Source organism: Dyadobacter sp., from assembly GCF_017744695.1.
In the GTDB taxonomy this organism is placed as follows: domain Bacteria; phylum Bacteroidota; class Bacteroidia; order Cytophagales; family Spirosomataceae; genus Dyadobacter.
Window position 1 is genome coordinate 413596 of sequence record NZ_JAGIAS010000002.1, and the last position, 25790, is coordinate 439385.

At 50.4% G+C, this 25790-nt stretch carries 25 protein-coding genes; 19 read left to right on the plus strand and 6 right to left on the minus strand.

The window, feature by feature from the left end:
- Nucleotides 1-3: 3 nt before the first annotated feature.
- Together J7619_RS09275 and rluF are read right to left on the minus strand one after the other, a co-directional pair.
- Nucleotides 4-1251 carry a serine hydrolase gene (locus tag J7619_RS09275; protein WP_291197229.1) on the minus strand — a complete coding sequence of 416 codons (1248 nt, stop codon included), beginning with the start codon at nt 1249-1251 and terminating at the stop codon, nt 4-6.
- Between the two features lie 37 nt (nt 1252-1288).
- Entirely contained in the window at nt 1289-2035 is a 747-nt protein-coding gene (gene rluF / locus J7619_RS09280) for a 23S rRNA pseudouridine(2604) synthase RluF (RefSeq protein ID WP_291197232.1), read from the minus strand.
- 161 nt (nt 2036-2196) lie between these two features.
- On the opposite strand from rluF, the gene J7619_RS09285 reads away from it, so the two are divergent.
- Complete coding sequence (locus J7619_RS09285) at nt 2197-3495, plus strand: acetylxylan esterase (RefSeq protein ID WP_291197234.1); 1299 nt, start codon at nt 2197-2199, stop codon at nt 3493-3495.
- 26 nt (nt 3496-3521) lie between these two features.
- A complete protein-coding gene (locus J7619_RS09290; RefSeq protein ID WP_291197236.1) occupies nt 3522-4826 on the plus strand; it encodes a Gfo/Idh/MocA family protein in 1305 nt (434 codons plus the stop codon).
- 227 nt (nt 4827-5053) lie between these two features.
- On the opposite strand, the gene J7619_RS09295 is transcribed toward J7619_RS09290, so the two are convergent.
- The gene (locus J7619_RS09295) at nt 5054-5410 is read right to left on the minus strand and encodes a hypothetical protein (RefSeq protein ID WP_106598356.1); all 357 of its coding nucleotides are present in this window, start codon (nt 5408-5410) and stop codon (nt 5054-5056) included.
- Between the two features lie 161 nt (nt 5411-5571).
- Complete coding sequence (locus J7619_RS09300) at nt 5572-5898, minus strand: tetratricopeptide repeat protein (RefSeq protein ID WP_291197239.1); 327 nt, start codon at nt 5896-5898, stop codon at nt 5572-5574.
- A 94-nt stretch (nt 5899-5992) separates the two neighbouring features.
- Between J7619_RS09300 and J7619_RS09305 the strand changes: the two genes are divergently transcribed.
- From J7619_RS09305 to J7619_RS09365, 13 genes are all read left to right on the plus strand, one after another.
- Nucleotides 5993-6730, plus strand: a complete 738-nt coding sequence (locus J7619_RS09305) for an electron transfer flavoprotein subunit beta/FixA family protein (RefSeq protein ID WP_291197241.1) — start codon at nt 5993-5995, stop codon at nt 6728-6730.
- A gap of 37 nt (nt 6731-6767) precedes the next feature.
- Nucleotides 6768-7742, plus strand: a complete 975-nt coding sequence (locus J7619_RS09310; protein WP_291197243.1) for an electron transfer flavoprotein subunit alpha/FixB family protein — start codon at nt 6768-6770, stop codon at nt 7740-7742.
- 294 nt (nt 7743-8036) lie between these two features.
- Entirely contained in the window at nt 8037-8630 is a 594-nt protein-coding gene (locus J7619_RS09315; RefSeq protein WP_291197244.1) for a bifunctional nuclease family protein, read from the plus strand.
- Between the two features lie 129 nt (nt 8631-8759).
- A complete protein-coding gene (locus J7619_RS09320) occupies nt 8760-9638 on the plus strand; it encodes an ABC transporter permease (RefSeq protein WP_291197246.1) in 879 nt (292 codons plus the stop codon).
- Between the two features lie 71 nt (nt 9639-9709).
- Nucleotides 9710-9925 (plus strand): DUF3098 domain-containing protein, encoded by a 216-nt coding sequence (locus J7619_RS09325; protein WP_291197248.1) that lies wholly within the window; start codon nt 9710-9712, stop codon nt 9923-9925.
- The gene (locus J7619_RS09330; RefSeq protein WP_106598363.1) at nt 9922-10698 is read left to right on the plus strand and encodes an undecaprenyl-diphosphate phosphatase; all 777 of its coding nucleotides are present in this window, start codon (nt 9922-9924) and stop codon (nt 10696-10698) included. Before J7619_RS09325 ends, J7619_RS09330 begins: the two co-directional genes overlap by 4 nt.
- Nucleotides 10699-10840: 142 nt before the next feature.
- Nucleotides 10841-11575: a tRNA pseudouridine(55) synthase TruB gene (gene truB / locus J7619_RS09335; RefSeq protein ID WP_291198295.1), complete on the plus strand. Its 735-nt coding sequence runs from the start codon at nt 10841-10843 to the stop codon at nt 11573-11575.
- Nucleotides 11572-12498: a bifunctional riboflavin kinase/FAD synthetase gene (locus J7619_RS09340; RefSeq protein WP_291197250.1), complete on the plus strand. Its 927-nt coding sequence runs from the start codon at nt 11572-11574 to the stop codon at nt 12496-12498. Before truB ends, J7619_RS09340 begins: the two co-directional genes overlap by 4 nt.
- A gap of 144 nt (nt 12499-12642) precedes the next feature.
- Entirely contained in the window at nt 12643-14025 is a 1383-nt protein-coding gene (locus tag J7619_RS09345; protein WP_291197252.1) for a mercuric reductase, read from the plus strand.
- Nucleotides 14026-14134: 109 nt separating this feature from the next.
- Complete coding sequence (locus J7619_RS09350; RefSeq protein ID WP_291197254.1) at nt 14135-14896, plus strand: ABC transporter ATP-binding protein; 762 nt, start codon at nt 14135-14137, stop codon at nt 14894-14896.
- Complete coding sequence (locus J7619_RS09355; protein WP_291197255.1) at nt 14896-16473, plus strand: ABC transporter permease/substrate-binding protein; 1578 nt, start codon at nt 14896-14898, stop codon at nt 16471-16473. The genes J7619_RS09350 and J7619_RS09355 overlap by 1 nt, the downstream gene beginning before the upstream one ends.
- The gene (egtB, locus tag J7619_RS09360) at nt 16454-17611 is read left to right on the plus strand and encodes an ergothioneine biosynthesis protein EgtB (RefSeq protein ID WP_291198297.1); all 1158 of its coding nucleotides are present in this window, start codon (nt 16454-16456) and stop codon (nt 17609-17611) included. Before J7619_RS09355 ends, egtB begins: the two co-directional genes overlap by 20 nt.
- 10 nt (nt 17612-17621) lie before the next feature.
- The gene (locus J7619_RS09365) at nt 17622-18566 is read left to right on the plus strand and encodes an L-histidine N(alpha)-methyltransferase (RefSeq protein WP_291197258.1); all 945 of its coding nucleotides are present in this window, start codon (nt 17622-17624) and stop codon (nt 18564-18566) included.
- 94 nt (nt 18567-18660) lie between these two features.
- On the opposite strand, the gene J7619_RS09370 is transcribed toward J7619_RS09365, so the two are convergent.
- Together J7619_RS09370 and J7619_RS09375 are read right to left on the minus strand one after the other, a co-directional pair.
- Nucleotides 18661-19164, minus strand: a complete 504-nt coding sequence (locus J7619_RS09370) for a hypothetical protein (RefSeq protein WP_291197260.1) — start codon at nt 19162-19164, stop codon at nt 18661-18663.
- A 95-nt stretch (nt 19165-19259) separates the two neighbouring features.
- On the minus strand, nt 19260-20006 hold the full coding sequence (locus tag J7619_RS09375) for a GNAT family N-acetyltransferase (RefSeq protein WP_291197262.1): 747 nt from the start codon (nt 20004-20006) through the stop codon (nt 19260-19262).
- Nucleotides 20007-20201: 195 nt separating this feature from the next.
- On the opposite strand from J7619_RS09375, the gene J7619_RS09380 reads away from it, so the two are divergent.
- From J7619_RS09380 to J7619_RS09395, 4 genes are all read left to right on the plus strand, one after another.
- Complete coding sequence (locus J7619_RS09380; protein ID WP_291197264.1) at nt 20202-22505, plus strand: glycoside hydrolase family 95 protein; 2304 nt, start codon at nt 20202-20204, stop codon at nt 22503-22505.
- A gap of 105 nt (nt 22506-22610) precedes the next feature.
- A complete protein-coding gene (locus J7619_RS09385) occupies nt 22611-23129 on the plus strand; it encodes a DinB family protein (protein ID WP_291197266.1) in 519 nt (172 codons plus the stop codon).
- A 161-nt stretch (nt 23130-23290) separates the two neighbouring features.
- Nucleotides 23291-23917: a hypothetical protein gene (locus tag J7619_RS09390; protein WP_291197268.1), complete on the plus strand. Its 627-nt coding sequence runs from the start codon at nt 23291-23293 to the stop codon at nt 23915-23917.
- Between the two features lie 314 nt (nt 23918-24231).
- Nucleotides 24232-25611, plus strand: a complete 1380-nt coding sequence (locus tag J7619_RS09395) for a site-specific integrase (RefSeq protein WP_291197270.1) — start codon at nt 24232-24234, stop codon at nt 25609-25611.
- Nucleotides 25612-25790: the final 179 nt, after the last annotated feature.

Here is a 25790-nt window from a genome sequence, read left to right on the forward strand (position 1 = left end):
CGTTCAAGGCTGATAATTCATCTGAAATTTAGACAGGTCCGCCTTGTATTTCTTCTGCCTGCCCATTTCATATTCATAAATTAAATGCCCCAGGTTTTTCATGAACGGATAGCAAACCTCCTTGTATTCGTACCGATCATCGTTGTAAACACCATCCTCGTTGGATTGCACGACGGCGCTCAGCATAAACTCAATATGGTTCTCAAAATCAACGATATAGGCATTGTCGATAATAAATCCATATGAGTCGCCATATTTGTTGAAGATCCTCATTCCTCTTTGCGGAACGGTCTCTTTGTCTGCGCCGTAGAACAGGAACTTTGCATAAAGCGACCAATATTCTGCCGGGTTGTAACGTGGAAAATCGCTTTCGTTCGGCAGCTTGCTCATGTAGGTGTAAATCAGCTTGTAATCGTCCTGTGCAAGGTGAAAGCGCTCATTTTCAGGAAAAGCTTCCGGAAAGAGCAGCTTCTTCATGACCTTCTGCTGGTCGGTCAAACTGAAAGCATTTTTGTTGGCCATATTGAACGGCCTTTCCACGAGCCGGTCCGAGCTGTCCATATAAGCCCTGCCCATGGAAGTATTCGTTAAGTTCAATGGGTAATCCTTTGGATCAAACTGTCCGGGCTGGCTGTAAAGCAGCTTCGCGCCGTCATAAAAACTTACCGGATTGGTATGCCTTGAAGTTTCCTCCGTGTCTTTCACCGCATACCGGTTGAGAATGCGGCTGGTAGTGAGTCCGTTTCTCCGAAGCCGCTCGTTAATTTCCGCCCGCCCGATCCATTCATAGAGCCGGTTGTAAGCATCGTTGTCGCTTACGAGCAATATCTTTTTAATATAATGCCCAATGGAAGGAAGTCCGGTTGCCGCAGAACTATCGCGCTCGACGCTGGTTTGTTTATGAAAATCAGCGCCGGTGATCATCGTGCTGGCGCGGCTCAGGCCGGGTATTTTCAGCTCATTCAATTTCTCCAATGCAAAAATCACCGTCGGTAGCTTCACCGTGCTTGCAGGAAAAAAATAGTGCAGATCGTCAAGATTATAGCTGTAACTTTTAAAGTGCGGGACATTGTTCACGTCCCGGTCAATCTGGGTGTATAGTATCTGGACCTGATTCTTTTGCGGATGATTCAGAATTTTGCCAAACAGCTCCGGCCGGCTTCTAAGCAGTTTTTCAACCAAAACCGTGTCAGGGCGCTGGCCAAAAGCAGCCTGACTTACCAAAATCATCAAAAGCAAAAGTCTAGGCATACACAACGTATTTATAAACTACTTAAATATCCCTTCCTCATTCATCCCAATCATCCACATAAGATCCCTCCTCCGTTTTAGTCGAATGCTCCACGGCTTCATTGATTTCCTTCATCTCCTCGGCGGTGAGGTTCCGCCATTTGCCAACCGGTAAATCGTTCAATGCCACATTCATGATCCGGACGCGTTTCAGTTTCGTTACATTATAGCCCAGGTACTCGCACATGCGGCGTATCTGGCGATTGAGCCCCTGCGTCAGAATAATGGTGAACACAAAACTACTTTCCTTCCGGACAAAGCACTTTTTGGTAACAATCCCCAAAATAGGTACGCCCGATGACATTTTCTGGATAAAATCGGGGGTAATGGGTTTGTTCACGGTTACCACATATTCCTTTTCGTGGTTATTCCCGGCGCGAAGGATTTTGTTTACAATATCCCCATCGCTGGTGAGGAATATCAGCCCTTCCGAAGGCTTGTCGAGCCGCCCGATGGGAAAAATACGCTCCTTATGGCGAATATAATCGATGATATTGCCCTTAATGTGGCGCTCGGTGGTGCAGGTAATGCCCACCGGTTTGTTGAATGCGATGTATACACCTGCTTTTTTCGCTTTGAGCGGTTTCCCGTCAACGCGCACGTCATCGCCTTCCGTTGCTTTATCACCCAAAACCGCCTTCCGGCCGTTGAGTGTCACGCGGCCCTGCTCCACGAGTTTGTCGGCCTCACGCCGCGAACAAAACCCGGTTTCACTGATAAACTTATTGATCCTGACTGGCTCCAATGCTTTCGATGCTTTTCCAATGCCGTTACCGGCGTATCAAACGGCAAATTAATTCAAATCACAAAAAAAATGTGGTTACATATAAAGATTCGGGCGTTTTTGCCCTTTACCTCTTCAATGCTCATTATATCCGATCACAAAATAGAACAAATTGCCGGTCTATGAAAAATCGTCTTTTATTAACTCAAATCTTCTTTTGGATAACCATTCTTGCCCTCCACGCGCAGCCCGCGCGCAGGCCGGTGGAGGTAATCGTCACCGCCGACCGCGATGACTGGACCTACAAACCGGGGGATAAAGTACAATTTATGATCAGCGTGCTGCGCAACGGAAATCCGGTCAAAAATGCGCAGGTACGGTACGAGATCGGTCTCGAAAAACTCGATCCGACGGTTAAGGAAACTAAAACCGCTGCCAATGGCACACTGACAGTAGACGGCGGTACACTCAAAACACCCGGCTTCCTCCGCTGCATCGCCTGGGCGACCATGGATGGTGTAGAGTTCCGCGGCCTGGCAACCGCCGGTTTCGATCCCTTGAAAATTCAACCCACCGTTGCGAACCCGGAGGATTTTGACACATTCTGGGACAATGCCAAGAAAGAGCTGGCTACCGTTCCTATGGATGCCAAAATGACTTTGCTACCCGATCGCTGCACCGAAAAAACGAATGTCTATCACCTGAGTTTACAAAATAACCGTCAGGGCGTGCGCGTGTACGGTATTCTAAGCGTACCTAAAAAGGAAGGCAAATATCCTGCGCTGTTACGCGTGCCAGGTGCCGGTGTTCGTGCCTATTATGGCGACGTTGTCACCGCCGACAAGGATATTATCACCCTGGAAATTGGTATCCATGGCATTCCGGTGATCATGGACCCGTCGGTTTACCTCGATATGGGCCAGGGGGTACTCAATGGCTATCCCGCTTATAATCTGGATGATAAAGATAAATTCTATTACAAACGCGTATACCTCGGATGCGTACGCGCAAATGATTTTCTGACCAGTCTGCCGCAATACGATGGTCAAAACCTGGCCGTCACCGGCGGTAGCCAGGGCGGTGCATTGTCGATCATCACCGCAGGCCTCGATCCTCGCGTGAAATGGCTCGGGGCATTCTATCCCGCATTGAGCGACGTAACAGGCTACCTGCACGGTCGCGCAGGCGGATGGCCACATTATTTTGATAAAAACGGGGTCAAAACCAATAACACGAAGGAAAAACTGAACACAGTTTCCTACTATGATGTGGTGAACTTCGCGCGACGCGTAAAAGCGCCAGGACTTTATATGTGGGGTTTCAATGACGAAACGTGCCCGCCTACTTCCATGTATGCAGCCTACAATGTGACCACGGCTCCGAAAGAGCTGAAATTATACCTGGATACTGGTCACTGGACGTATTCTGACGAACGCGACGCGATGAACAACTGGCTGGTCGACAAACTCAAAGGCAAGTAATTTCAACAAAACCGGAACATACATTTATGGATCGCAGAACATTTATTGAAAAGTCGGCGCTGGCGGGTGCGGCGTTTTCTTCTCTCCCGCTACTGTCGGCATTGAGGCGCGCGTCGCCTTACCGTACGGCGCTTATCGGCGCAGGCTGGTGGGGTACCAACATCCTCCGCTGTGCCATCCAGGCAGGCGAATCGAAGCTGGTTGCCCTGTGCGACGTAGATCAGAACCAGTTGAAAATCTGCTCCGATGTTTTCTCCAAACTCACCCCGGATAAGCCGAAGCTCTACAAAGACTACCGCGAAATGCTCGCCAAAGAAAAGCCTGAGATCGTGATCGTGGCGACGCCCGATCACTGGCACGCATTGTGCTGCATTGCGGCGATCGAATCCGGCGCGCATGTGTATGTGGAAAAGCCGATTTCACACACCATTAAAGAAGGGCGCGCGATGGTGAACGCTACGCGCAAACATGGGCGTATTGTGCAGGTAGGCACGCACAGGCGCGTGTCCCCGCATAATGTATCGGGTATGGAGTTTCTGAAATCGGGTAAGGCCGGTAAGATTGGAATGGCACGGGCATTCGTGCATTACGGAGGCGGCGCTGGCCAGAAAACACCTGATGCAGAGCCGCCACAAGGGCTCGACTGGGACTTCTACTGTGGTCCCGCCCCGCTCCTTCCTTATAATAAGACCATCCATCCGAAAGGTTTCCGGAACTACCTCAACTTCGCCAACGGCACGCTCGGCGATTGGGGCATCCATTGGCTCGATCAGGTATTGTGGTGGTCGGAGCAAAAGTACCCGAAGAAGGTTTACTCCACCGGTGGCCGGGCGATCCGCCAGGACAATACCGACGCGCCGGATCATCAGGTAGCCGTCTATGATTTCGACGGGTTCACGCTGGAGTGGGAGCACCGCAATTTCGCGGCCAACAATGCCGAGAAAACGCACCCTAACCAGGCCGTAGGCGTGTATTTCTATGGAACCGAGGGGACATTTCACATGGGATGGCTAGATGGCTGGACGTTCTACCCGACCAACCCGAACAAACCGGTGATCCACCAGGATGCTCAGCTCAACAAGCCCGACGATCAGAATATCCAGCAGCTTTGGGCCAACTTCCTGGAATCTATTAAAAGCAACAAACCGCCTGTTTGCGAGATCGAAGTGGGACAGCGCTCTACGAATGTGGCATTGTTGGGGATGCTTTCCTACAAACTGGGAAGGAGCATTGTCTGGGACGGAGAGAAAGAAATCATTCCCGGAGACGAAGAAGCGAACAAATTATTGAGCCGGAACTACCGGGGAGAGTGGAAATATCCGCAGGCGTAAAATGGTGTCAGGTCTGGTTATTTGCTGTCAAGTGTAGTCAGGTATTGTCATTTGTTGTCAGGTGTGGTCATTTGCCGTCAAGTGTAGTCAGGTATTGTCATTTGTTGTCAGGGAGATTCAAAGAATGACAACACCTGACCATTCCTGACAATACTTGACAACACCTGACCATTCGTGACAATACTTGACTACACCTGACCGTTCCCGACAACACCTGACTACGTTCATCAATCAATCTTGACGACTTCCGCAGGGATATTATACTGATCCACCGCTTCACGCGCAAAGCGCACATGCCCGCGCGGGGCCATCAGGTACAATTTCGCTCCTTTCATACCTGCTAATTCACTCAGCAGCTTCCATTTGGAAATATGGCCGCGCATCTGGTCGGTTTTAATGCACACTTCCAGATAATGCCTGTTGAACATGTTCACGCCCGTTACGTCGGGCGTAAAGCGGGTATTATCGGCCGCCCTTTCGTAGGATTTGGGCGTTTCATACCCCTCCATATTAGCCTGGATTTCCTTGAACCCGTGCGATTTTGCCCACTTTACCACAAGCGGGATGAATGCTTCTTTTTCCATAATGACCATGAAAGTTTTTCTGCTCTAAAACCAGCAGTTTCTATAATAACAAATCTTGACTGAGCAGAGGGGATATGACAGGCGTGATATTCCCGGTGGAGCAGGATCTTTATGAAAGATAGCCAAATTTCCGCGAAACCGCAAGTATCCTGCCGGCTGGGTCACTCATCCATTTCATCCTTGAAATTATTGTAGGCCGAAAGCAACTCACGGTGTGCTTTGGTATTCTTCTGAATTAGTGCCAGTTCCACGCCCTTCTGGTAAATTTCCTCAGCCTTTTCCAATTTTTCCAATGCAGCAAAAAATGCGCCAGCGTGATAATAGGTCGGTAGATAATCCGGATGTTTTTCAAGAAGAAGGTCAAAAAAGCGTTCCGCTTCTCGCGGATCGGACTTGGAATATTCGATCGCAAGCGCGTAGGCATTAAACGGATCGGCCGGATCTTCCTCGTAAAAAGCGAGTAAATTGGCGAGTAAGGAGTTATTCATCGATATTATTATGCTTGCATACTATTTACTTTTCCCTTAATTTGCCCGGGTAAAGTTATTCTCATCAAACGTAAAGATAAGTAACCATACCATCATGAAAATACTCGTTTGTATAACTAATGTCCCCGATACAACAGCCAAGATAAGCTTCACCGACAACGACACCAAACTGAATAAAAACGGTGTCCAGTTCATCATCGGCCCATACGACGACTATGCCCTCGCCCGCGGCGTGGAGCTGAAAGAACAAAACGGCGGCAGCCTCACCGTCCTGCACGTAGGCGAAGCCGATGCCGAGCCTCAGATCCGCAAAGCGCTCGCCATTGGCGCCGACGATGCCATCCGCGTGAATGCCGATCCGCAGGACTCCTATTTCGTCGCGGCGCAGATCGCCCATATCGCCAGTCAGAATAATTATGACCTCATTCTGATGGGCCGCGAATCGATCGACTACAACAGCGGAGTGGTGCATGGACTGGTAGGTGAAATGCTTGGCATCCCCTCCTACTCACCGGTAATGAAGCTCGATCTGGATGGTAGCAATGCGACTATCACCCGCGAAATCGACGGTGGCAAGGAAATACTGAAAGCGCCCCTGCCCCTGGTTTTAGGCTGCCAGGAGCCCATTGCCGAATGGAAAATCCCGAATATGCGGGGCATTATGACAGCCCGTACCAAACCATTGAATGTGGTGGAACCTGTGTCCGTGGACGATATGACGGTACCGCAAACTTATCAGCTGCCCGCTCCGAAAGGCGCCTGCAAGATGATTCCCGCCAGCGAAGCGGAAACGCTTATCAAACTGCTGCAAACCGAAGCAAAAGTGCTGTAATACGCGGCTTATTATTCACATTCAAACGAAAACGATCATGTCAGTCCTTATATATGTAGAACTCGATAACGGTTCCATCAAAAAAACTTCACTGGAAGCCGTGGCTTACGGCGCCAAAGTGGCCGAAAAGACCAGTGGCCAGGCCGTAGCGCTGGCGCTGGGAAAAGCCGAAAATACAGAGTTGGAAAAAGCCGGCCGGTATGGTGCCGCCAAAGTGCTCCATGCTGCCGACGCCAAACTGGAACACGAAAACAGCCTCGCATACGCAGATGCGCTCGTACAAGCGGCTGCGCAGGAAGGCAGCAAAATCATAATACTCCCCAAATCGGGCCTCGGCGACGCCATGGCAGCGCGCGCCGCCGCGAAATTGAAAGCAGGCATCGTTTCCGGGGTGACAGCATTGCCTGAGACCGACGGTGGTTTCAAAGTAACAAGGAGTATTTTTACCGGTAAGGCATTCGCTACGACGGAGATCAAATCCGATGTCAAAGTGCTGGTCGTTCGCAAGAATGCAGTGGAGATCGACGAAGCGGGCCTGACAGGCGGCAATGCGGCCGTGGAAGCGTTCCAGCCTGCCTTGCGCGACAGCGATTTCACCGCCAGCGTGGTCAGCGTGGAGAAAGCGGATTCGGAACTCTCGCTTACGGAAGCGGAGATCATCGTTTCGGGTGGGCGCGGGATGAAAGGTCCCGAGCACTGGCAACCGCTGATCGACCTGGCCAAGGCTTTGGGCGCAGCCACCGGCTGTTCCAAGCCTGTTTCCGACCTCGACTGGCGCCCGCACCACGAGCATATCGGACAGACCGGTATCAAAGTGGCCCCGAACCTCTACATTGCCTGCGGCATATCGGGTGCGATCCAGCACCTGGCCGGTGTAAACGGCTCCAAATGCATTGTGGTAATCAACAAAGATCCGGAAGCGCCCTTCTTCAAAGCGGCCGACTATGGCATCGTAGGCGACGTTTTTGACGTACTGCCTAAATTGACGGAAGCGGCAAAAAGCCTCAAATAGTGGTTCCAAGGCTCTTTTTTTCAAATTCCTCAAAATAGCAGGATGCAAAAAAGAAGCTTAAAATCAGTTGATTAACCCGTTTTGGTTTTTACCCCGCCAACAGGCGTCGAATCTTAACCCTTACAGCATTTTTTTATGCAGTAAGGGTTATTTATTTTTGCACCTTTGATCCCGCCAATGGCGCTTTTCAAACAGGAACACTTTAAAGGGTTTACTTGTTAATTCGTTGAAAATCAAGAACCGCCCAAAGACCATTCACCACGACTGTTAACCATTTGCGCATTTAATTTAAACGTGAAAAAAATCAAGTTAGAAATTCTGGGGCTTTCACCAAGCCAATCCCAAGCCGGTTCGTTTGCATTGGTACTTGGAGAAGAACTCGGCAACCGCAGGCTGCCCATTATCATTGGCGTATTCGAAGCACAAGCCATTGCCGTCCAGATTGAAAACATAGTACCCAACCGCCCTATGACGCACGATCTCTTCAAATCGTTCGCCGACGGCATGAATTATACATTGAAGGAAATCGTCATTTCCGACCTCAAAGAGGGCATTTTCTACGCCAAAATCGTGTGTACCGATAATCTTCGTGAAGTGGAAATCGACGCACGCCCGTCGGACGCGATCGCCATCGGCCTTCGTTTTGACATTCCTATTTATACCTACGAAACCATTCTGTCGGAAGCAGGTATCGTTTCCAGCTCCGCAACCGAAGAAGAAGATGAGGATGAGGACGCCGTTCGTGAAACCATTCGCCCTTCCGGCTCAAAGGACTCGCTACGCGACCTTACCTACGACGAGTTGCAGCGCATGCTCGACGATGCCCTTTCGAAAGAAGACTACGAGAAAGCCGCGAAGATCCGCGACGAAATGGGCAGAAGGAACTAAAACCGTCATTATAGTTAAAAATAGTTAAGGATTGTCCCCAAAAGGGCTGTTTTGAAATTTTAATCCTTATTTTTGCCCGGGTCGTATTCCAGAAAACAGAACCAACGACGAGCGAAATCCTACGCTGTTATGCCTAAAAAAAAGAAGATCGGGAGCTACCCCAACGCAATGATCGTCATGAGCCTTACGGCTGCATTGTTTCTGATCGGTTTTTGCGGACTCCTGGTGATCCAATCCAAAAAGCTGGTTTCCATTATCCGCCAGAACATCGAAGTGCGGGTATTCATTGATAAACAAGTTTCCAAAGCCGGACAGGACTCGATCCTCCATATTATCCAGGCAAAACCCTTTGTCCTGAAATCTACCGAAACAAAGGCTATTACGTTCGTTTCAAAAGAAGAAGCCGCCAAGGAATTCATCGAAGGCACCAAGGAAGATTTCGGGTCTTTTCTCGGTGAAAACCCATTGCGCGACAGCTACCGGGTGAAAATCCAGGAGGACTATTTCGAAGAAGCGAAGCTGCAACAAATTAAGAAGGAGTTGGATCAGGTAAAAGGCGTTTATGAGGTCGTATACCAGGAAGATCTCGCCGACAATATCAACCGCAACGTCACCAAAATCTACATCGTACTCGCCAGTTTCGCGCTGATTATGCTAATAATCATCGTATTGCTGGTAAATAACACCATCAAACTTGCGATTTATTCGCAGCGTTTCCTCATTCGCAGTATGCAACTTGTGGGGGCCACCAATGGCTTTATCCAGAGGCCTTATGTGATGCGCGGAGCCATTCAGGGACTGATTGGTGGCCTTATTGCAGCCATTTTGCTGATCGGCCTGCAACAACTGGCGATCCGCAATGTAGAAGGGCTTGCACTATTGCAGGAGTATGACAAAATCGTGATCCTTATTGCTTCCGTGCTGGGCCTGGGTGTAGCCATCGGCATAGCCAGTACCTACCAGTCGCTGGCCCGTTACCTGCGCATGGCGCTCGACGATCTTTATTGATCAGCCCTACCCCGGTCCCCTACGCATTCCTCTTTCAGACATTCAAGAACAGTAACCGATAAATAAACGTTATGAGTACTTCAAAAAATGAGCTTCCATTTTCATCATCCAACTATGTGATGATGCTGGTCGGCATCGCGGTGATCCTCGCGGGCTTTCTGATTATGACTTTCGATAGCGAAGAGTTTGGTTTCGGCTTTCTTGGCCTGACCCTCGGCCCCCTCATTACCGTGGCGGGCTTCATCATCGAGTTCTGGGCGATCCTCCGTAAACCTGCTAATTCATGAGTATCTGGCAGGCGATCATTCTAGCAATTGTTGAAGGAATTACCGAGTTTTTGCCCATCTCTTCCACCGGGCATATGATCATAGCCTCCTCTTTCATGGGGATCAGCCATCTGGAATTTACCAAAATGTTCACGGTCAACATCCAGTTCGGGGCTATACTTTCCGTACTCGTGCTTTACTGGAAGCGTTTCTTCCAGACTACCGATTTCTATTTCAAACTGTTCGTGGCATTTCTGCCGGCAGCCGTAATTGGCTTCCTGCTGAACGATTTTATCGACGCATTGCTGGAAAATGTGTGGGTAGTATCCATCTCGCTGCTTTTGGGAGGTTTTGTACTGATTTTCATCGACCGCATTGCGAACGATACGCGCGAGAAGGTAATCACTTTCCCGACCGCATTGAAAATCGGCTTTTTCCAGTGCATCGCGATGATCCCGGGCGTTTCGCGTTCAGCTTCCACCATCATAGGCGGTATGCTTAATGGTCTATCCAGAAAGCAGGCGGCAGAGTTTTCGTTCTTCCTGGCCGTGCCTACCATGGCCGCTGCCGGAGGTTACAAGTTGCTGAAAACTTACGATACCATTCAGAAAGAAGACATTCAGACGTTGCTGATCGGAAATGCGGTTGCATTCGTAGTAGCGATGCTCGCTATCAAATTTTTCATCAGCTTCCTGACGAAATACGGCTTCAAAGTTTTCGGCTATTACCGTATTATCCTCGGCCTGATCCTGCTGGGTTTGCTGGCATCAGGTTACCAGCTGGATGTTGTTTAGAAGCCTTCGGCTGACAATGGGCCTTCGGCCTGACTATTGGCCTTTGGCCGACCATAGACGATAGACCATAGACGATGGACCATAGATCTTGGGATATAGATCATAGATCAATAACAGCTTCATGGTCGATGGTCCATCGTCCATGGTCGGCCGAAGGCCATTAATTTCCCCTATTTTGAAACAAGAAGAAAACATACCCGATGAAGGCGAGGTCATTCTGATCGACAAACCTTTGACGTGGACTTCATTTGACGTGGCCAACAAGCTTAAAAGAGCTTGCAAATTCAAGAAGATAGGCCATGCCGGCACACTGGATCCGCTTGCTACCGGCTTGCTGATCCTTTGTACCGGTAAAAAAACCAAGCAGATCGATAACTTCCAGGCGCAGGAAAAAGAATATACCGGTACATTGGTACTGGGTAAGACGACTCCTTCCATTGACCTGGAAAGCGATTTTGATGCCGAGTACCCTGTCGACCACATCACGCCGGAAGTACTTGAAAATGCCAGGCAGCAGCTTACCGGTCATATAGAACAGGTTCCCCCGCTTTTTTCGGCCATTAAAATCGATGGCGTGCGTGCTTACAAGCTCGCGCGACGCGGCGAGGAGGCCGAAATCAAGAAGCGCCCGGTGGAGATCAAACTGTTCGAAATAGACGCTACCCACTTTCCTTCCATTGATTTTAGGATCATTTGTTCAAAAGGTACTTATATTCGCAGTATGGTTCGCGATTTCGGTGAGCTGGCTGGCAGCGGCGCTTATATGAGCAAGCTGTGCAGGACCCGGATCGGTGATTTCGAACTGAAAGATGCGTGGGAGCTGACGGCTTTCATTCATCAGAAACGAGTAGCGTTGAATTTGGAAGTTGACGAATGAACATTTATCATAGCCTGGATTCCTTTCAAAAACTGGAATATGGCGTCGTAACCAGTGGCACTTTTGACGGGGTGCATCTGGGACATCAAAAAATACTGGCCCGTCTGAAAGAAATTTCAGGGCAATCGGGTGGCGAATCGGTGGTATTAACCTTCTGGCCGCATCCCCGCACGGTGGTGTCGGAAGACAGCCAGGATCTGCAGTTGCTTTCCACGATCGAGGAAAAAATAGAGCTGTTTTCAAAACTCGGCATCCAGCATCTTGCGATCATCCCTTTCACGCGTTCTTTTTCCGAACTCACTTCCGATGCGTTTATCAAACAGATATTGGTTGAGAAAATCGGGACGAAAAAGCTGGTAATCGGCTACGACCACCGTTTTGGCCGTAACCGGGAAGGCAGTTTCGAATTCCTGCAAAAAAACTGCTCGGAATACGGTTTCGAAGTGGAGGAAATTCCCAGGGAAGATATCGAACACACGGCGATCAGCTCATCACGCATTCGTAAAGCACTGATTACCGGGCATGTCCACGAAGCCAACGAGTTACTGGGTCGCGCGTATTCGCTTTCGGGAACTGTGGTAAAAGGGAAACAACTCGGCCGCACGATCGGCTTCCCGACTGCAAACCTGTACGTGCACGAGCCATACAAGCTGATCCCGATGAACGGCGTGTACGTGATCCATGCGATTTACCAGGATCAGGTATACAAAGGAATGCTTAATATCGGCGTAAGGCCCACCGTCGACGGCACGATCCGGACGATTGAAGCGAACCTATTTGACTTTGACAAAGAAATTTACGGCGAAGACCTTAAATTGGAATTGCTTCATTATCTTCGCCCGGAACAGAAATTCAACGGGCTCGATATGCTCGTCAAACAGATCGAAATAGACAAGGAGAATACCCTCGCCTATTTCGCCTGATCTCCCCGAACTCTTTTTTCCTACTCATACAGTTTGCTTTTGCGAAAAGCGTGCCCTATCCGGCACGCTTTTATTATGCCTATACGTAAAATCCGGGGCGAAACGGCTTTCTATGATGGTTGCCGACAGCCAATCTTTTCTTTTATGAAACACTACGACGCGATTGTGATCGGTGCAGGCCAGGCAGGCACACCGCTTTGCCGCAAACTGGCCGAATCAGGCCTGAAAACAGCTTTGATTGAAAAAAGATGGGTCGGCGGGACCTGTGTCAATGACGGTTGCTCCCCTACCAAAGCCATGATGGCATCGGCAAAAGCCGTCTGGTCGGTACGGCACAACGAAAGCCTCGGCGTGCATGTTGGTGGCATTACCGTGGATTTTGACGAAATCCTCGACCGCAAGAATAGCATTGTCCACACCATGCGCGGCAACTCCGAAAAGCGTATCCTCAACACCGCCGGCCTCGATCTGATTTATGGTACGGCCCGATTCAGTGGTCGAAAGGAGATTACGGTTTCGTTGGAGGAGGGCGGTACGGAAACTTTCACGGCTGACAAGTTCTTCCTTAATACCGGCCTGCAACCCGTTATTCCCGATATCGAAGGCATTCACGACATCCCCTACCTCACTTCCACCACCATCATGGAGCTATCCGAAATCCCCGAGCATCTGCTTATTCTCGGTAGCGGATATATTGCCTTGGAGTTCGGGCAAATGTTCGCACGGTTTGGCAGCAAAGTGACACTCGTTGAGCCATCGGAGCGGATTTTGAAGAAAGAAGATGCGGATATTGCCGAAGAAGTCGTGAAAATCCTTGCGCAGGAAAACATTGAAATACTCACGAACACCAGGGCCATACAATTCTCGCAAAGCCGGAATGTTATCGCCGCAACGCTCCAGACCGGCGGGATCAGGAGCCGGCGCTCGTGTACGCACGTACTCGTAGCAGCCGGGCGCAAGCCGCAGCTCGGTGAATCTGGCCTTGAAGTGGCCGGTATTGAAGTTGATGAGAAGGGATATATAAAGGTGAATGCACAACTGGAAACCTCGGCGGAAGGCATTTACGCTTTGGGTGACGTCAAGGGCGGGCCTGCTTTTACACACGTCTCCTATGACGATTACCGGCTGATCATTCAGCAAGTTGTTAAGAAAAAACAAATCAGTATCGCCGACCGGCTCATTCCATATTGCATGTTCATCGACCCGCAGCTCGGCCGGGTGGGCATTACCGAACGGGAAGCGCGGGAGAAAGGGCTCGACGTCAGAGTAGCAGTTCTGAAAAACGATAGCGTGGCACGTTCCATCGAGACGGGCGATGAACGGGGAATGATGAAAGCAGTTGTAGACGCTAAAACAGGCAGGATTCTCGGGGCGGCGATACTGGCGGAGCAAGGCGGGGAGATCGTCACGATCCTGCAAATGGCCATGATCGGCGGCGTCACCTACGACCAGATCCTGAACGGCGTATTTGCGCATCCGACCTATGCCGAGTCGCTGAACAACCTGTTCATGACACTCGAATCATAGCATGCATTGCTTTTTTCCATGAAAATGGATCGTTTTCCTTCTTAATTATGTACAAAAGGAATATGCAAATTCTTTGCAAACCTGAACCACGTACCCATTAGCAAACATCATGATCATTGCCGACCACATCTGCAAACATTTCAACGGTATTGAGGCTGTCAAAGATGTTTCCTTTCGGGTCGGGGAAGGCGAAACAATGGTGTTGCTGGGCACAAGCGGTTGCGGAAAGACCACCACGCTGAAAATGCTCAACCGGCTGATAGAACCCACTTCCGGCCGGATCGAAATCCGCGGTAAAAACATCTCCGAAGAAAACCCGGAAGTGCTCCGGCGATCAATCGGTTATGTTTCCCAAAGCAATGGGCTCTTCCCGCATTACACCGTTGCCGAGAACATTGCGGTGGTTCCGAAGTTGCTCAACTGGCCGGCAAACGACATTGGCACTCACACCGACCGCCTGCTCGAACAGCTCAAACTCCCGTCGCATTTCAAAAATCAGTACCCTGGCGAGCTCAGCGGCGGGCAGCAACAGCGCGTCGCCATTGCCCGAGCATTAATCGCCGACCCGCCGGTACTGTTGCTCGACGAGCCTTTCGGCGCGCTCGATCCCATTACACGCGCGAGCGTGCGCAAGGACTTCCGGGAACTACCCGCATTGCGCAAAAAAACGATCGTCCTCGTCACGCACGACGTGCAGGAAGCCCTCGAAATGGGCAACCATATTTGTCTGATGGATAACGGTAGCATTGTTCAGCAAGGCAAACCCGGCGATTTGCTTTACAGGCCGGTAAATGAGTTCGTCCATGCCTTCATTGGCCGGCAACTCGACGATATTTCACGCATTTACGAACGCCTCAGCGCACAGGAATAATGGAGGACCAGCAAAGCTTATGGGTATTTATGGTGCAGCAGTCCGGCAAGCTGTGGAGCCAGACCGTGGCGCATATCGGCCTCACCTGCATTTCGCTGCTCATCGCGATTGCCGTCGGATTGCCCCTGGGTATCTGGATCGCACGACGGAAAAAAGCTGCCTGGCTCGTGCTTGGCATCGCGGGCGTGCTGCAAACGATTCCGAGCATCGCATTGCTTGGTTTTATGATCCCGTTGCTGGGCATTGGCGCCCTACCTGCCATTACCGCGTTGTTTCTCTATGCGTTACTACCCATTATCCGCAATACTTACACTGGCATTACGGGCGTAGATCCGGCCATTACCGAATCCGCGAGGGGCATGGGTATGAACTCGTGGCAGATCTTGACGAGCGTCGAGCTTCCGCTGGCGATGCCGGTCATTCTCGCGGGAATCCGTACGGCCACGGTGATTAATGTGGGCGTTGCGACGCTGGCCGCTTACATTGCGGCAGGCGGTTTAGGCGAATTTATTTTCGGGGGCATTGCACTGAACAACACGCAAATGATCCTGGCAGGGGCCATTCCGGCTGCATTGCTCGCCATTTTGTTCGACTTCCTGCTGTCATTACTTCAAAAGACAGGTTTGAAAAGAATGCGCAAAATCTCGGTCATGCTGCCGGTTCTGCTGCTTTTTCTTTCCTCATTTTACCTTATACCTTATACCAAAGGCGCCTTGCTCGCCGGTTTCACGCCCGAATTTATGGGCCGCGAAGATGGCTATCTGGGACTGAAATCGAAATACGGGCTGGATATCCCGACGGTCGTGATCAGCGATGCGGTGATGTACAAAGCCGCATATGAGCAAAAGCTGGACGTCATCAGCGGGTACAGTACCGACGGCCGGCTGAAAGCATTCGACCTCGTGACGCTGGATGACGACCAGCATATTTTCCCGCCTTATTACGCGGCACCGGTTGTCCGAACGGAAGTTTTGCAGAAAAATCCTGAATTACAGCCTGTTTTGGAAAAACTATCGGGTTTTATCAACGACTCGGTCATGACGGAGCTGAACTATCGCGTCGATTACCTCAAACAGTCGCCCGATCGCGTCGCGCATGATTTTCTGGTTTCCAAAAACCTCTACCGACCGGCGGGTAACGGCAACAAAGGCACCATACGCCTGGGTTCGAAGATCTTTGCCGAGCAGTACATTCTTATCCAGATGTACAAGGAGCTGATCGAGGGCAATACCGATCTCAAAGCGGTTACCAAAACGGGCCTGGGCGGTACAAAAATCTGCTTCGATGCATTGAATAACGCCGAGATCGACATGTATCCCGAATACACGGGCACGGGCCTGCTGGCCATTCTCAAACCCGGCCGTCGGTTGCTGAGCGGCCTCGGCGGCGACCGCGAAAAGGTTTATGATTATGTTAAAAGTGAATTTCTAAAACAGTATAAGCTGCAATGGCTCCGGCCAATCGGCTTCAATAATGCCTACGCGCTGATGATGCGTCGCGCGCAGGCACAATCCTTGAATATCCATTCCATCACCGATCTGAAAAACTATGCAACTAATGGAAACCACCGGCATTAGGGAAGCATTTCACCATGTCAGAAAGCATACCGAACACATTTGTGCGCCGCTCGAAACAGAAGATTATGTACCGCAGCCCGTCGCGTTCGTAAGCCCGCCCAAATGGCACCTGGCGCATTCGACCTGGTTTTTTGAAACATTCATCCTCAAACCCCACGTGCCGGATTACCGCGTTTACGATCCCGATTTCAACTATCTGTTCAACAGCTATTACAATAATGTGGGCGAACGCACCCTCCGCACCGATCGCGGAAATGTGACACGTCCGACGACCAAAGCGGTGTACGCCTACCGCCGGTATGTGGACGAGCAAATGGACGTTTTCCTCGAAGACCTCACCGATCCGGATATCCTGGCGCTGACAGAACTCGGTCTTCATCACGAGCAGCAGCATCAGGAACTTCTGATCACCGATATCAAATACATTCTGGGCCATAACCCGCTCTTTCCCGTTTACCGCGCAGGACAGAACATGGTAAACGGTCGCAATGCCAGAACAGGTTTCCTGACCATTCCCGAGGGCATTTACGACATCGGCCACTACGGTGAAGGGTTTTGTTTCGACAATGAGCTGGGCAGGCATAAGGTTTACCTGCACGAGTTTGAAATCGCCAAAGGACTCGTTACCAATGGTGAGTACATCGAATTCATGGGAGCAGGCGGTTACCAGGATTTCAACCTCTGGCTGGATGAAGGCTGGTCGTGGGTAAATCAAAATCAGATTTCTTCACCAATGTACTGGCACCGCATCGACGGCGAATGGCATTACTTTACCATGGACGGCCTGCAAAAAGTGGACACCGCTGCTATTCTGAGCCACGTCAGCTTTTTCGAAGCCGCTGCATTTGCCCAGTGGAAAGGTATGCGGTTACCTACTGAATTTGAATGGGAAATCGCTTCCGCCAACCTCGACTGGGGTCAGCGCTGGGAATGGACCAACAGCGCGTATCTGCCCTACCCGGGCTTTTCCAAAGCACCAGGGGCAGTAGGCGAGTACAATGGCAAATTCATGGTGAATCAAATGGTGCTTCGCGGCTCGTCGGTAGCGACCTCGCCTGGACATGCCCGCAAAACTTATCGTAATTTCTTTCACACACACGAGCGCTGGCAATACACGGGTATCCGGCTCGCGCGATAAATCAATCGTTATGACAGACATTCAAACTTTTGCCAGAGACATCCATAAGGGGCTGTCCGCACCACAGAAGCACATTTCGAGTAAATACTTTTACGACGATATTGGCAGCGGCATTTTCCAGGACATCATGAAAATGCCGGAATATTACCCTACAGCGTGCGAGTTCGAAATCTTATCGTTGCAAGGGGAAAATATCATCCGCAAGCTGGACTTCAACGGCCCGTTCCAGATCGTGGAATTCGGGGCGGGCGATGGCATTAAAACGCGGCAATTGCTCAAAAAACTCGTCGAGCGGCAGGTCGATTTTACCTATGTGCCTATTGATATTTCCGCCAAAGCCATTGAAGAGCTGACGGCCAATATGCACGCGCATTTGCCCGGTTTGAAGATCAGTCCGATGATCGGCAACTACTTTTCCATGATGGAGGAACTGGCCGCATCGGGCGTCCCGAGTCTTCTGCTTTTCCTGGGCGGCAACATCGGGAATTACGAAGCCCACGAGGTCAACAGCCTGCTCGCAGATTTCCGCAAATGCATGAACCCCGGCGACTACCTGCTCACCGGCTTCGATTTGCAAAAGAACCCGGCGACTGTCCGCTGTGCTTACGACGATCCAAAAGGCATTACCAAGGCATTTAATATCAATTTACTACATCGGATCAACCGCGAGCTGGGCGGGAGTTTCAAAACAAACCAGTTTGATTTTTACTCGCATTACAATCCGGTCAATGGCGAAGTAAGGAGTTACCTGGTGAGCCTGGTACCCCAAAAAGTACACGTGCGGCACACCGATAAATGCTACGATTTCGACCGCAACGAGCTGATATGGACCGAGCTTTCAAAGAAATACACCCTGACCGAGATCGAGGAAGTGGCCGCAACCAACGGTTTCCGCGTGGTGGAGCATTTCCAGGATTGTAAGGGCTATTTTACGGATAGCCTCTGGACGTTATAATTGTCAGCCTGAGCGGACGGGGCCGCCCGGCGGTCGAAGGCCTTCATAGCGACGGCCTTCGACTGCGCTGACAAATGCATTAGCTGACCTCGCATCAATTACTCGAAACGAATTTATTGAACCGGCTTTCTTTGCCGTCCGCTGTTTTTTCCTGGTAGAGGAATTCGAGTTGGCTTTCATCAAATTTCCGGAAAAACTCCTCCCAGCTGATTTCCTGCAATGAATCTTCACCGCTATAACCGGGAAAATCGATGCGCAGGATGCCGTCTCCATCTTTTTTCTTCGCGGTGCCCTTCACGACCGAAGGCACACCGCCACGCTTCTCCACCCAGGCGCGGATCGTATCGTGGTCGCGTGTGGCAGTATTTGAACCCGTCGACGCCTTTTTACCTGCGGTACGCGCCGCGGCAGTCGTGTCGGCAGCAGTTTTACGGATTCCGGTCGCTTTGCTCGTGGTCGTTTTCGAAGTAGTAGCTTTCCGCGGAGCTGCTTTTGAAGCTGTCGTTTTAGTAGCGCTTTGGGCAGACGTACCTTTTTCAGTATGCGGCTTCATTTTAGAAGAGGCTTCTTTGGTATTGCCCTTTGTTGTAGTAGCCATGGTTTCAGTTGTTTGATTTGAACCCCAATAGCTTCAAAAAGCGTGCCCGGCATGGAATGCCGCAGTGGAACTGCGCGGCATGCAACGCCCGAGCGCTATTCTTCCAAAACGCGGATCAACCCCTTTAACCTGAAACCACAAACCCTGAAACCGGCTTTCTCCAAGGTTGCTTGCGAAACACGATTGCCGATATTGCACCGGGCCGCGGGCACGCGTCCCATTTTGTACGCCATTCGTTTCAGCTCCTGCACAATATAGGTCGCGTAACCTTTCTCTCGATACGACTCCCGGGTCTGCATATAAATATCGGCATAGGGAATATTGTAGTTGAGCATCACCCCCCCGCTGGCCACGATCTCTCCGTTCACGTCAATCACGTAGTCGCTTTCGTCGCCATCCATGGGGTCGTACTCGGAGCGCTTGCGGAAAATCGCGCCCGGGACTTCAAAGGATGTTTGAAAATTGTCTTCGAAAAGGATCGCCTCCGCGAAGGAAGTTTCGCAGAAACGGTACAGCATGGTGGTCAGGAAAATGTCATTACTCTGGCTTTCGATCCAGATTGCCTTGCAATGCGCTTGAAATTCCTCGAAAACAATGCTGGCATGCTTGCGGTATTGGGGCAGCAGGTAAAACTCGAAGATCGTATCACGGTCCTGCCGGCGGTCGGTCCCCCAGACGGAACCATAGCCGACACGGACGTTATCGATCCTGAACAGCCAGGTATCCGCCCAGCCATAGTCGTGGCACTTATTGCAGACGAACTGAAAATGGTTTTCATGCAGGAACATCGTGCGCAAATCCCTGATGCCATCCAGCCCGATTTTAGAAACACAAACTCGCATAGTGTGGCACGCACAGTGTAAGGTAAACGGCTAATAAGGTAGTATAATGGTATGAAAAAAACTAGTTGCGTTGCATGAAATACCATGCATTACCGGGCTTTTTTGTACGGGCGTTGCGGCCAAAAACACGTCAGCAAGGCAACAGCAGTCTATTTTGTAAAAACTGCGTCTTTGTTCACTCAATCCATCACCGGCATGAAGCCTCTAATTCAGACCGTTACCTTTCTTACGCTCATTATCTTTCAATGCCGCGCCCAAAACAGCGTCCAGTCAAAACTTTGGTATAAACAACCTGCAAAACAGTGGGAAGAAGCATTACCCATTGGAAACGGCGCGCTGGCCGCCATGATTTTCGGGGGTGTCGAAACCGACCAGATCCAGTTTAATGAAGAGACCCTATGGACTGGCGAGCCAAGAAGTTACGCACACAAGGGTGCATCCGCATACCTGGGCGAGATTCGCCGCATGCTCCATGAGGGCAAACAAAAAGAAGCAGAGCAACTGGCCAATGAGCAATTTATGAGCCAGCCCATGCGACAAATGGCATATCAGGCATTTGGAGATGTGTATGTCGACTTTCCGGGCCACGCGCAACATAGCACATACGCACGCGAACTTGACCTCCACTCAGCCATTGTCAAAAGCAGTTACCAGTCCGGCGGCGTCCGCTATACCCGCGAGGCGTTTGCAAGCTATCCGGCAAAAGCCATTTACTATCGGGTGACCAGCTCACAGAAAGGCAAACTGAATTTCACCGTGCGTATGGATGCCATTCACGCGAAAAAGGAAGTCAATGTTTCTGAAAAAGAGATTGAATTGGAGGTTTACGTCGATAAAGGCACGCTACATGGCATTGCCCGATTGAAAGTTATTACCGATGGAGAGGTAAAACAAGCCGACGGAAAGTTGTCGATTGCAAAGGCCAGCCACGCGACGCTGGTACTTGCCGCTGCCACCAACTACATTGACTACAAAAATATAAGTGGCGACCCCGCTGCAAAAACAGCCGAAATCCTCCGAAATGCACCCGTTTTCGAAAAGGCATTCGCCGTCCATTCCGCCGATTACCAAAAACTTTTCAACCGATTCGCATTGGATCTTCCAGCCAGCGACGCCTCCCCACTCCCTACCGACGAGCGCCTGAGCCAGTTCAAAAGTAAACCCGACGACCCGGCGTTACTGGCATTGTATGTCCAGTTCGCACGGTACCTGCTTATTTCCAGCAGCCGTCCGGGAACACATCCGGCCAATTTGCAAGGAAAATGGAACCACAAGCTCAATCCATCATGGGATAGCAAGTACACGGTAAATATCAACACCGAGATGAACTATTGGCCTGCGGAAATGACCAACCTCAGTGAATGCCATGCGCCTTTGTTTCAAATGGTAAAAGATGTTTCTCAAACAGGGGCGGAAGTAGCGAAAGAGCATTACAATGCAAAGGGCTGGGTTTTGCACCATAATACGGATGTCTGGCGTGGGGCGGCGCCTATCAATGCGTCCAACCACGGCATTTGGGTGACGGGCGGTGCGTGGCTCAGTCTGCACTTGTGGGAACACTATCGCTTCACGCAGGATAAGGCATTCCTGCAAAACACAGCCTATCCGTTAATGAAGGGAGCGGCCGAATTTTTCCTCGATTTTCTGGTCAAAGATCCTGGAACAGGCTTCCTGATCAGTTCACCCTCCAACTCGCCCGAGAATGGCGGGCTCGTCGCTGGCCCTACCATGGACCATCAGATTATCCGTGCGCTATTCAAGGCTTGTATTGAAACAGCTGATATTTTAAAAACGGATGCCGCATTTGCCCAGAAACTGGCTGAAACGAGCAAGCAAATCGCGCCGAACCAGATTGGCCGTTACGGGCAGTTGCAGGAATGGATGACCGACATCGACGACACGACCAGCCACCACCGCCATGTTTCGCATTTATGGGGCGTGTACCCGGGCCAGGAAATCACCCCGGCCGGTACGCCCGAGCTCCTTAAAGCGGCGATGAAATCGCTCCATTACCGTGGCGACGACGGCACCGGATGGAGCCTGGCATGGAAAATCAACTATTGGGCGCGGTTCCTGGACGGCGAACATGCCTATACCATGATCCGCAAGCTTTTTAACCCGGTGTACGACGCGGGTCAGAAAATGAGCGGCGGGGGCTCCTACCCCAACCTGTTTGACGCCCACCCGCCATTCCAGATCGACGGTAACTTCGGTGGCGCGGCCGGTATCCTCGAAACGCTGGTGCAAAGCCATCTCGACGAAATCAACCTGTTGCCTGCATTACCGAAAGCATTGCCCACCGGACGCATTACCGGGCTTTGCACACGCGGCGGCTTTGAAATGGATATGGATTGGAAAAATGGAAGGCTCGAAGCCCTGACCGTCCGCTCGAAAGCCGGAAACAAATGCAGGCTGCGTTACGGTAACCAGGTAGTGTCGGTTAATACAACCAAGGGAAAAACCTATCGTTTCGGGCCGGATTTGAAGGTTTTGAAATAAAACCATTTTTTTTCAGCAGCGCTAAAATGCTGCTGACATACTGCTGTCACTCGGTGATGTTTAGTTTGTAATGTAATCAAACAATAAACTTTAAAAACCTTTGACATGGAAACTAACAACACCGCACAAGAACTGGCAGCTCCCACAACCGTTATTACTGCTGAGGCACTTCTGGAACATTGGCAGGGCCACCGCCGGGTCAGCCGGAAGGTTATCGAGGCATTTCCTGAGGATCAGTTTTATACTTTTTCGATCGGCGGCATGCGTACTTACGCCCAGCTCACCATGGAGATGATAGGCTTGGCCGCTCCCGGTATCCGCGGTATTGCTTTTGGCGACTGGACTTTCAGCGAGCCGGTCCTCGATCACTCGACTCCTGCTCCGGCCACCAAAGCGGAAGTGCTCAACCTTTGGGACCTGGTAACAGACTACATTAATACGCTGTGGCCACAGATTCCTGCGCAGCGCTTCAACGAAGTGGAAGCTGCATTCGGAATGTACGAAAACACGATCTACAACACGATCCTTTACCTGATCGACAACGAAGTTCACCACCGTGCGCAAGGCTATGTGTACCTGCGTGCGCTGGGCGTAGAGCCCCCATTCTTCTGGGATCGTGCCTAACAGTCGATGAATTAAGCCCCATTTCACTTTCTTCCGGATTAGCCTGCCGCCAATGCAACAGTGCATCGAAGGAAGGGAAATGGGGCTTTGATTTTCATGGAATGGTTTTAGTACCTACCTTAGCGTCATTGAAACTCTTGAATTTGAGAACTATGCCGCACATGAAATCCAGATTATTGACAGTAGCCGCCGCTGCGGGCCTGCTGTTTACCATCGACAATGTCAAAGCACAGGTAAGACAACCCGCGCCAACGGGACAAGTCCCGAGGGCCTACTCCGGCGCGCAGTCAGCCCCTGTCGCTACATTCAAACCCAGGCCGACCGGCCAGATAGCGCCCGAGGCACCTGGGCAGCTCGGAACCATCGTGCAACCCGCACCGGCCGTAGCCCCCGTCCAGAAAATGTCCGAAGTGCAGGATCTGGGGTTTGAAGTGAACTCGCGCCCCGTTACCCAGCAGGGATCGGTCCCCAAAGTAAATACCTCGCAAGACCCGCGGACCATGCCGGAGCGCTACCAACAGCAACTGATACAGCAACAATCCGCGGCTGCCCCGGGGCAAGTTCAGCAGGTACAAATGCAGCAGATTCCTTCAAGCGGGACGCCCGGCGTGGGAGCGCCCGCCCCTGGTACATATGCGCCTGGGACGCAAACCTCGCCTGTACCAAATACTACACAACCTACCACTGGCCAGGCAGTACCGCAACAGGGGCCAGCCACTACCCAGTCGGCAACGCCCACTCAATATAGTGCTCCAAAAGCCGCGCATCAGCGCGTGGATCCGAAATAGTTTAAACCCCGGCAAAACTGCACTGCCCCCAAAAAGTGTCTAACTTTTTGGGGGCAGTGCAGTTTTGCCGGGGTTTTTCATTTCTTTGGCATTTGCTTCTGTTTGTCGGGGGCTTTCTTTGGCACAATCATACCCGCAACTTTGCCATATGATAATATCAGGTATTATCACGTATCAAAAATTAAATAAACACCTTAAAATCAATCATTTGATAATTTTAGTATATGCTCAGTTATAATGGGTATATGCACAATTATCAACCTTTCATTGTGAGTTTTTTGTGATAGATTTGCTATCACAACACCTCCAAACGTATGAAATTACCTACTGTAGCCATATTTTTCGACAAGCGCCGGATCAAAGAAGGACACGCGTCAGTAAAGTTATCTGTCTATTACAATGCGAAACAGAAGCAGTTTTCCACCGGACTCATTCTCACTGACGAACAGATCGAGTTTTTAAACAAGCACAAATCAGGTCTGACGGGTAAGGTGCGCGATGAGAGCCTTCGAAATCTTTGGAACAAAATCTACGGTCGTGAATATCTTGATGAACTGACAGGAGATAAAAAGGATTCTTGGCTTCGGAAAGCTCAGATCGCAATCTCGAAAATCGAGCATAGATTTTCTTTCGAAGAATTCCAGGCGCTGCTGCTGACGGAGAGGCACGATCCTGCCGTATTTCCAAATGATTTGATAGTTGCGTTACGAGATCAAGAAAAATTGCTTTCTGATCAAGAAAACTATACTCGCGCCACTATATTTCGATCTGCCGCGAACAGCATCGAAAGGTTCGTCATCGACACCGGTATAACTAATAAATCGAATCCCAAAGTACCCTTCGTCTTAGTGAATAAGGATTTTTTGAAACGGTACGAGAAATACCTACTTGACAATGGCGGGTTTCGACCATTGACAAAAACGAGGAGACCCGTAGGACAAACAACCGTTTCGTTTTACATGAGTGGAATCAAGAAAGTTGTCAACGAAGCTGTAAAGGCCAAAATCCTCCCAAAAGAAGATTATCCATTTGGAGGAGAAGGATATCGCATCCCTAAAGGCAAAAATACAAAGAAGGCTCTACCAAGCGACGTCATTTCGGCGGTACTGGGGTATTCAAGCAAGTTTACCAGAAGGAACTACGCTATGGACGTATGGAAATTCTCGTACTTCTGCGGGGGAATGAATATGACTGATTTAGCTCGACTTAAATGGAGGAACGTAGACTTAATAAATAATCAGATCTCCTTCATCAGGCGAAAGACTCGAACCACCAAGGAAAATGCTGGGCAAGAAACGGTTATATCTTTAATGCCGGAAGCGTTGGAAATCATCAGGAAATGGGGGCGGCCTAACGGAGGTCGAAACGACTTTATCTTTCCTGAACTAAGTCTTGGCATGAATGAAAAGCAAATTCATTTAGCAATCTACAGTCTAACGCGCCGCGTTAACCGGATGCTCGTGGTGATTCTTAAAGAACTCGGGATCCAAGCAAAAATTAGAACTTATGAGGCTAGGCATAGCTATGCCACCACCTTGGCGCGGGCGCAAGTCCCTCTGGCCTTTATTTCACAGGGGCTAGGCCTTTCCAGCCTCGCAACTACCGAGAGGTATCTCGGGTCGTTTGAGTACGAACAAACACAGCAGTTCCTCAGCGCTCTAATCCCTAAAAAACAAGATAGCCAGGAGTCATAGATTCCGGGCCATTGTCATAGGGCACACCGGGATGTGCCGTCCCCCCCTCTACATTAGGAAAACCAAGTAGAAGAATCCCAATTTACAAAATTAAGAAGTACTTCCAAATGCGACAGGTAACTGACAGAGTAATTTCTAAAAGGCCAGAGGATCACGATATAGCGTGAATCTTGTTTATA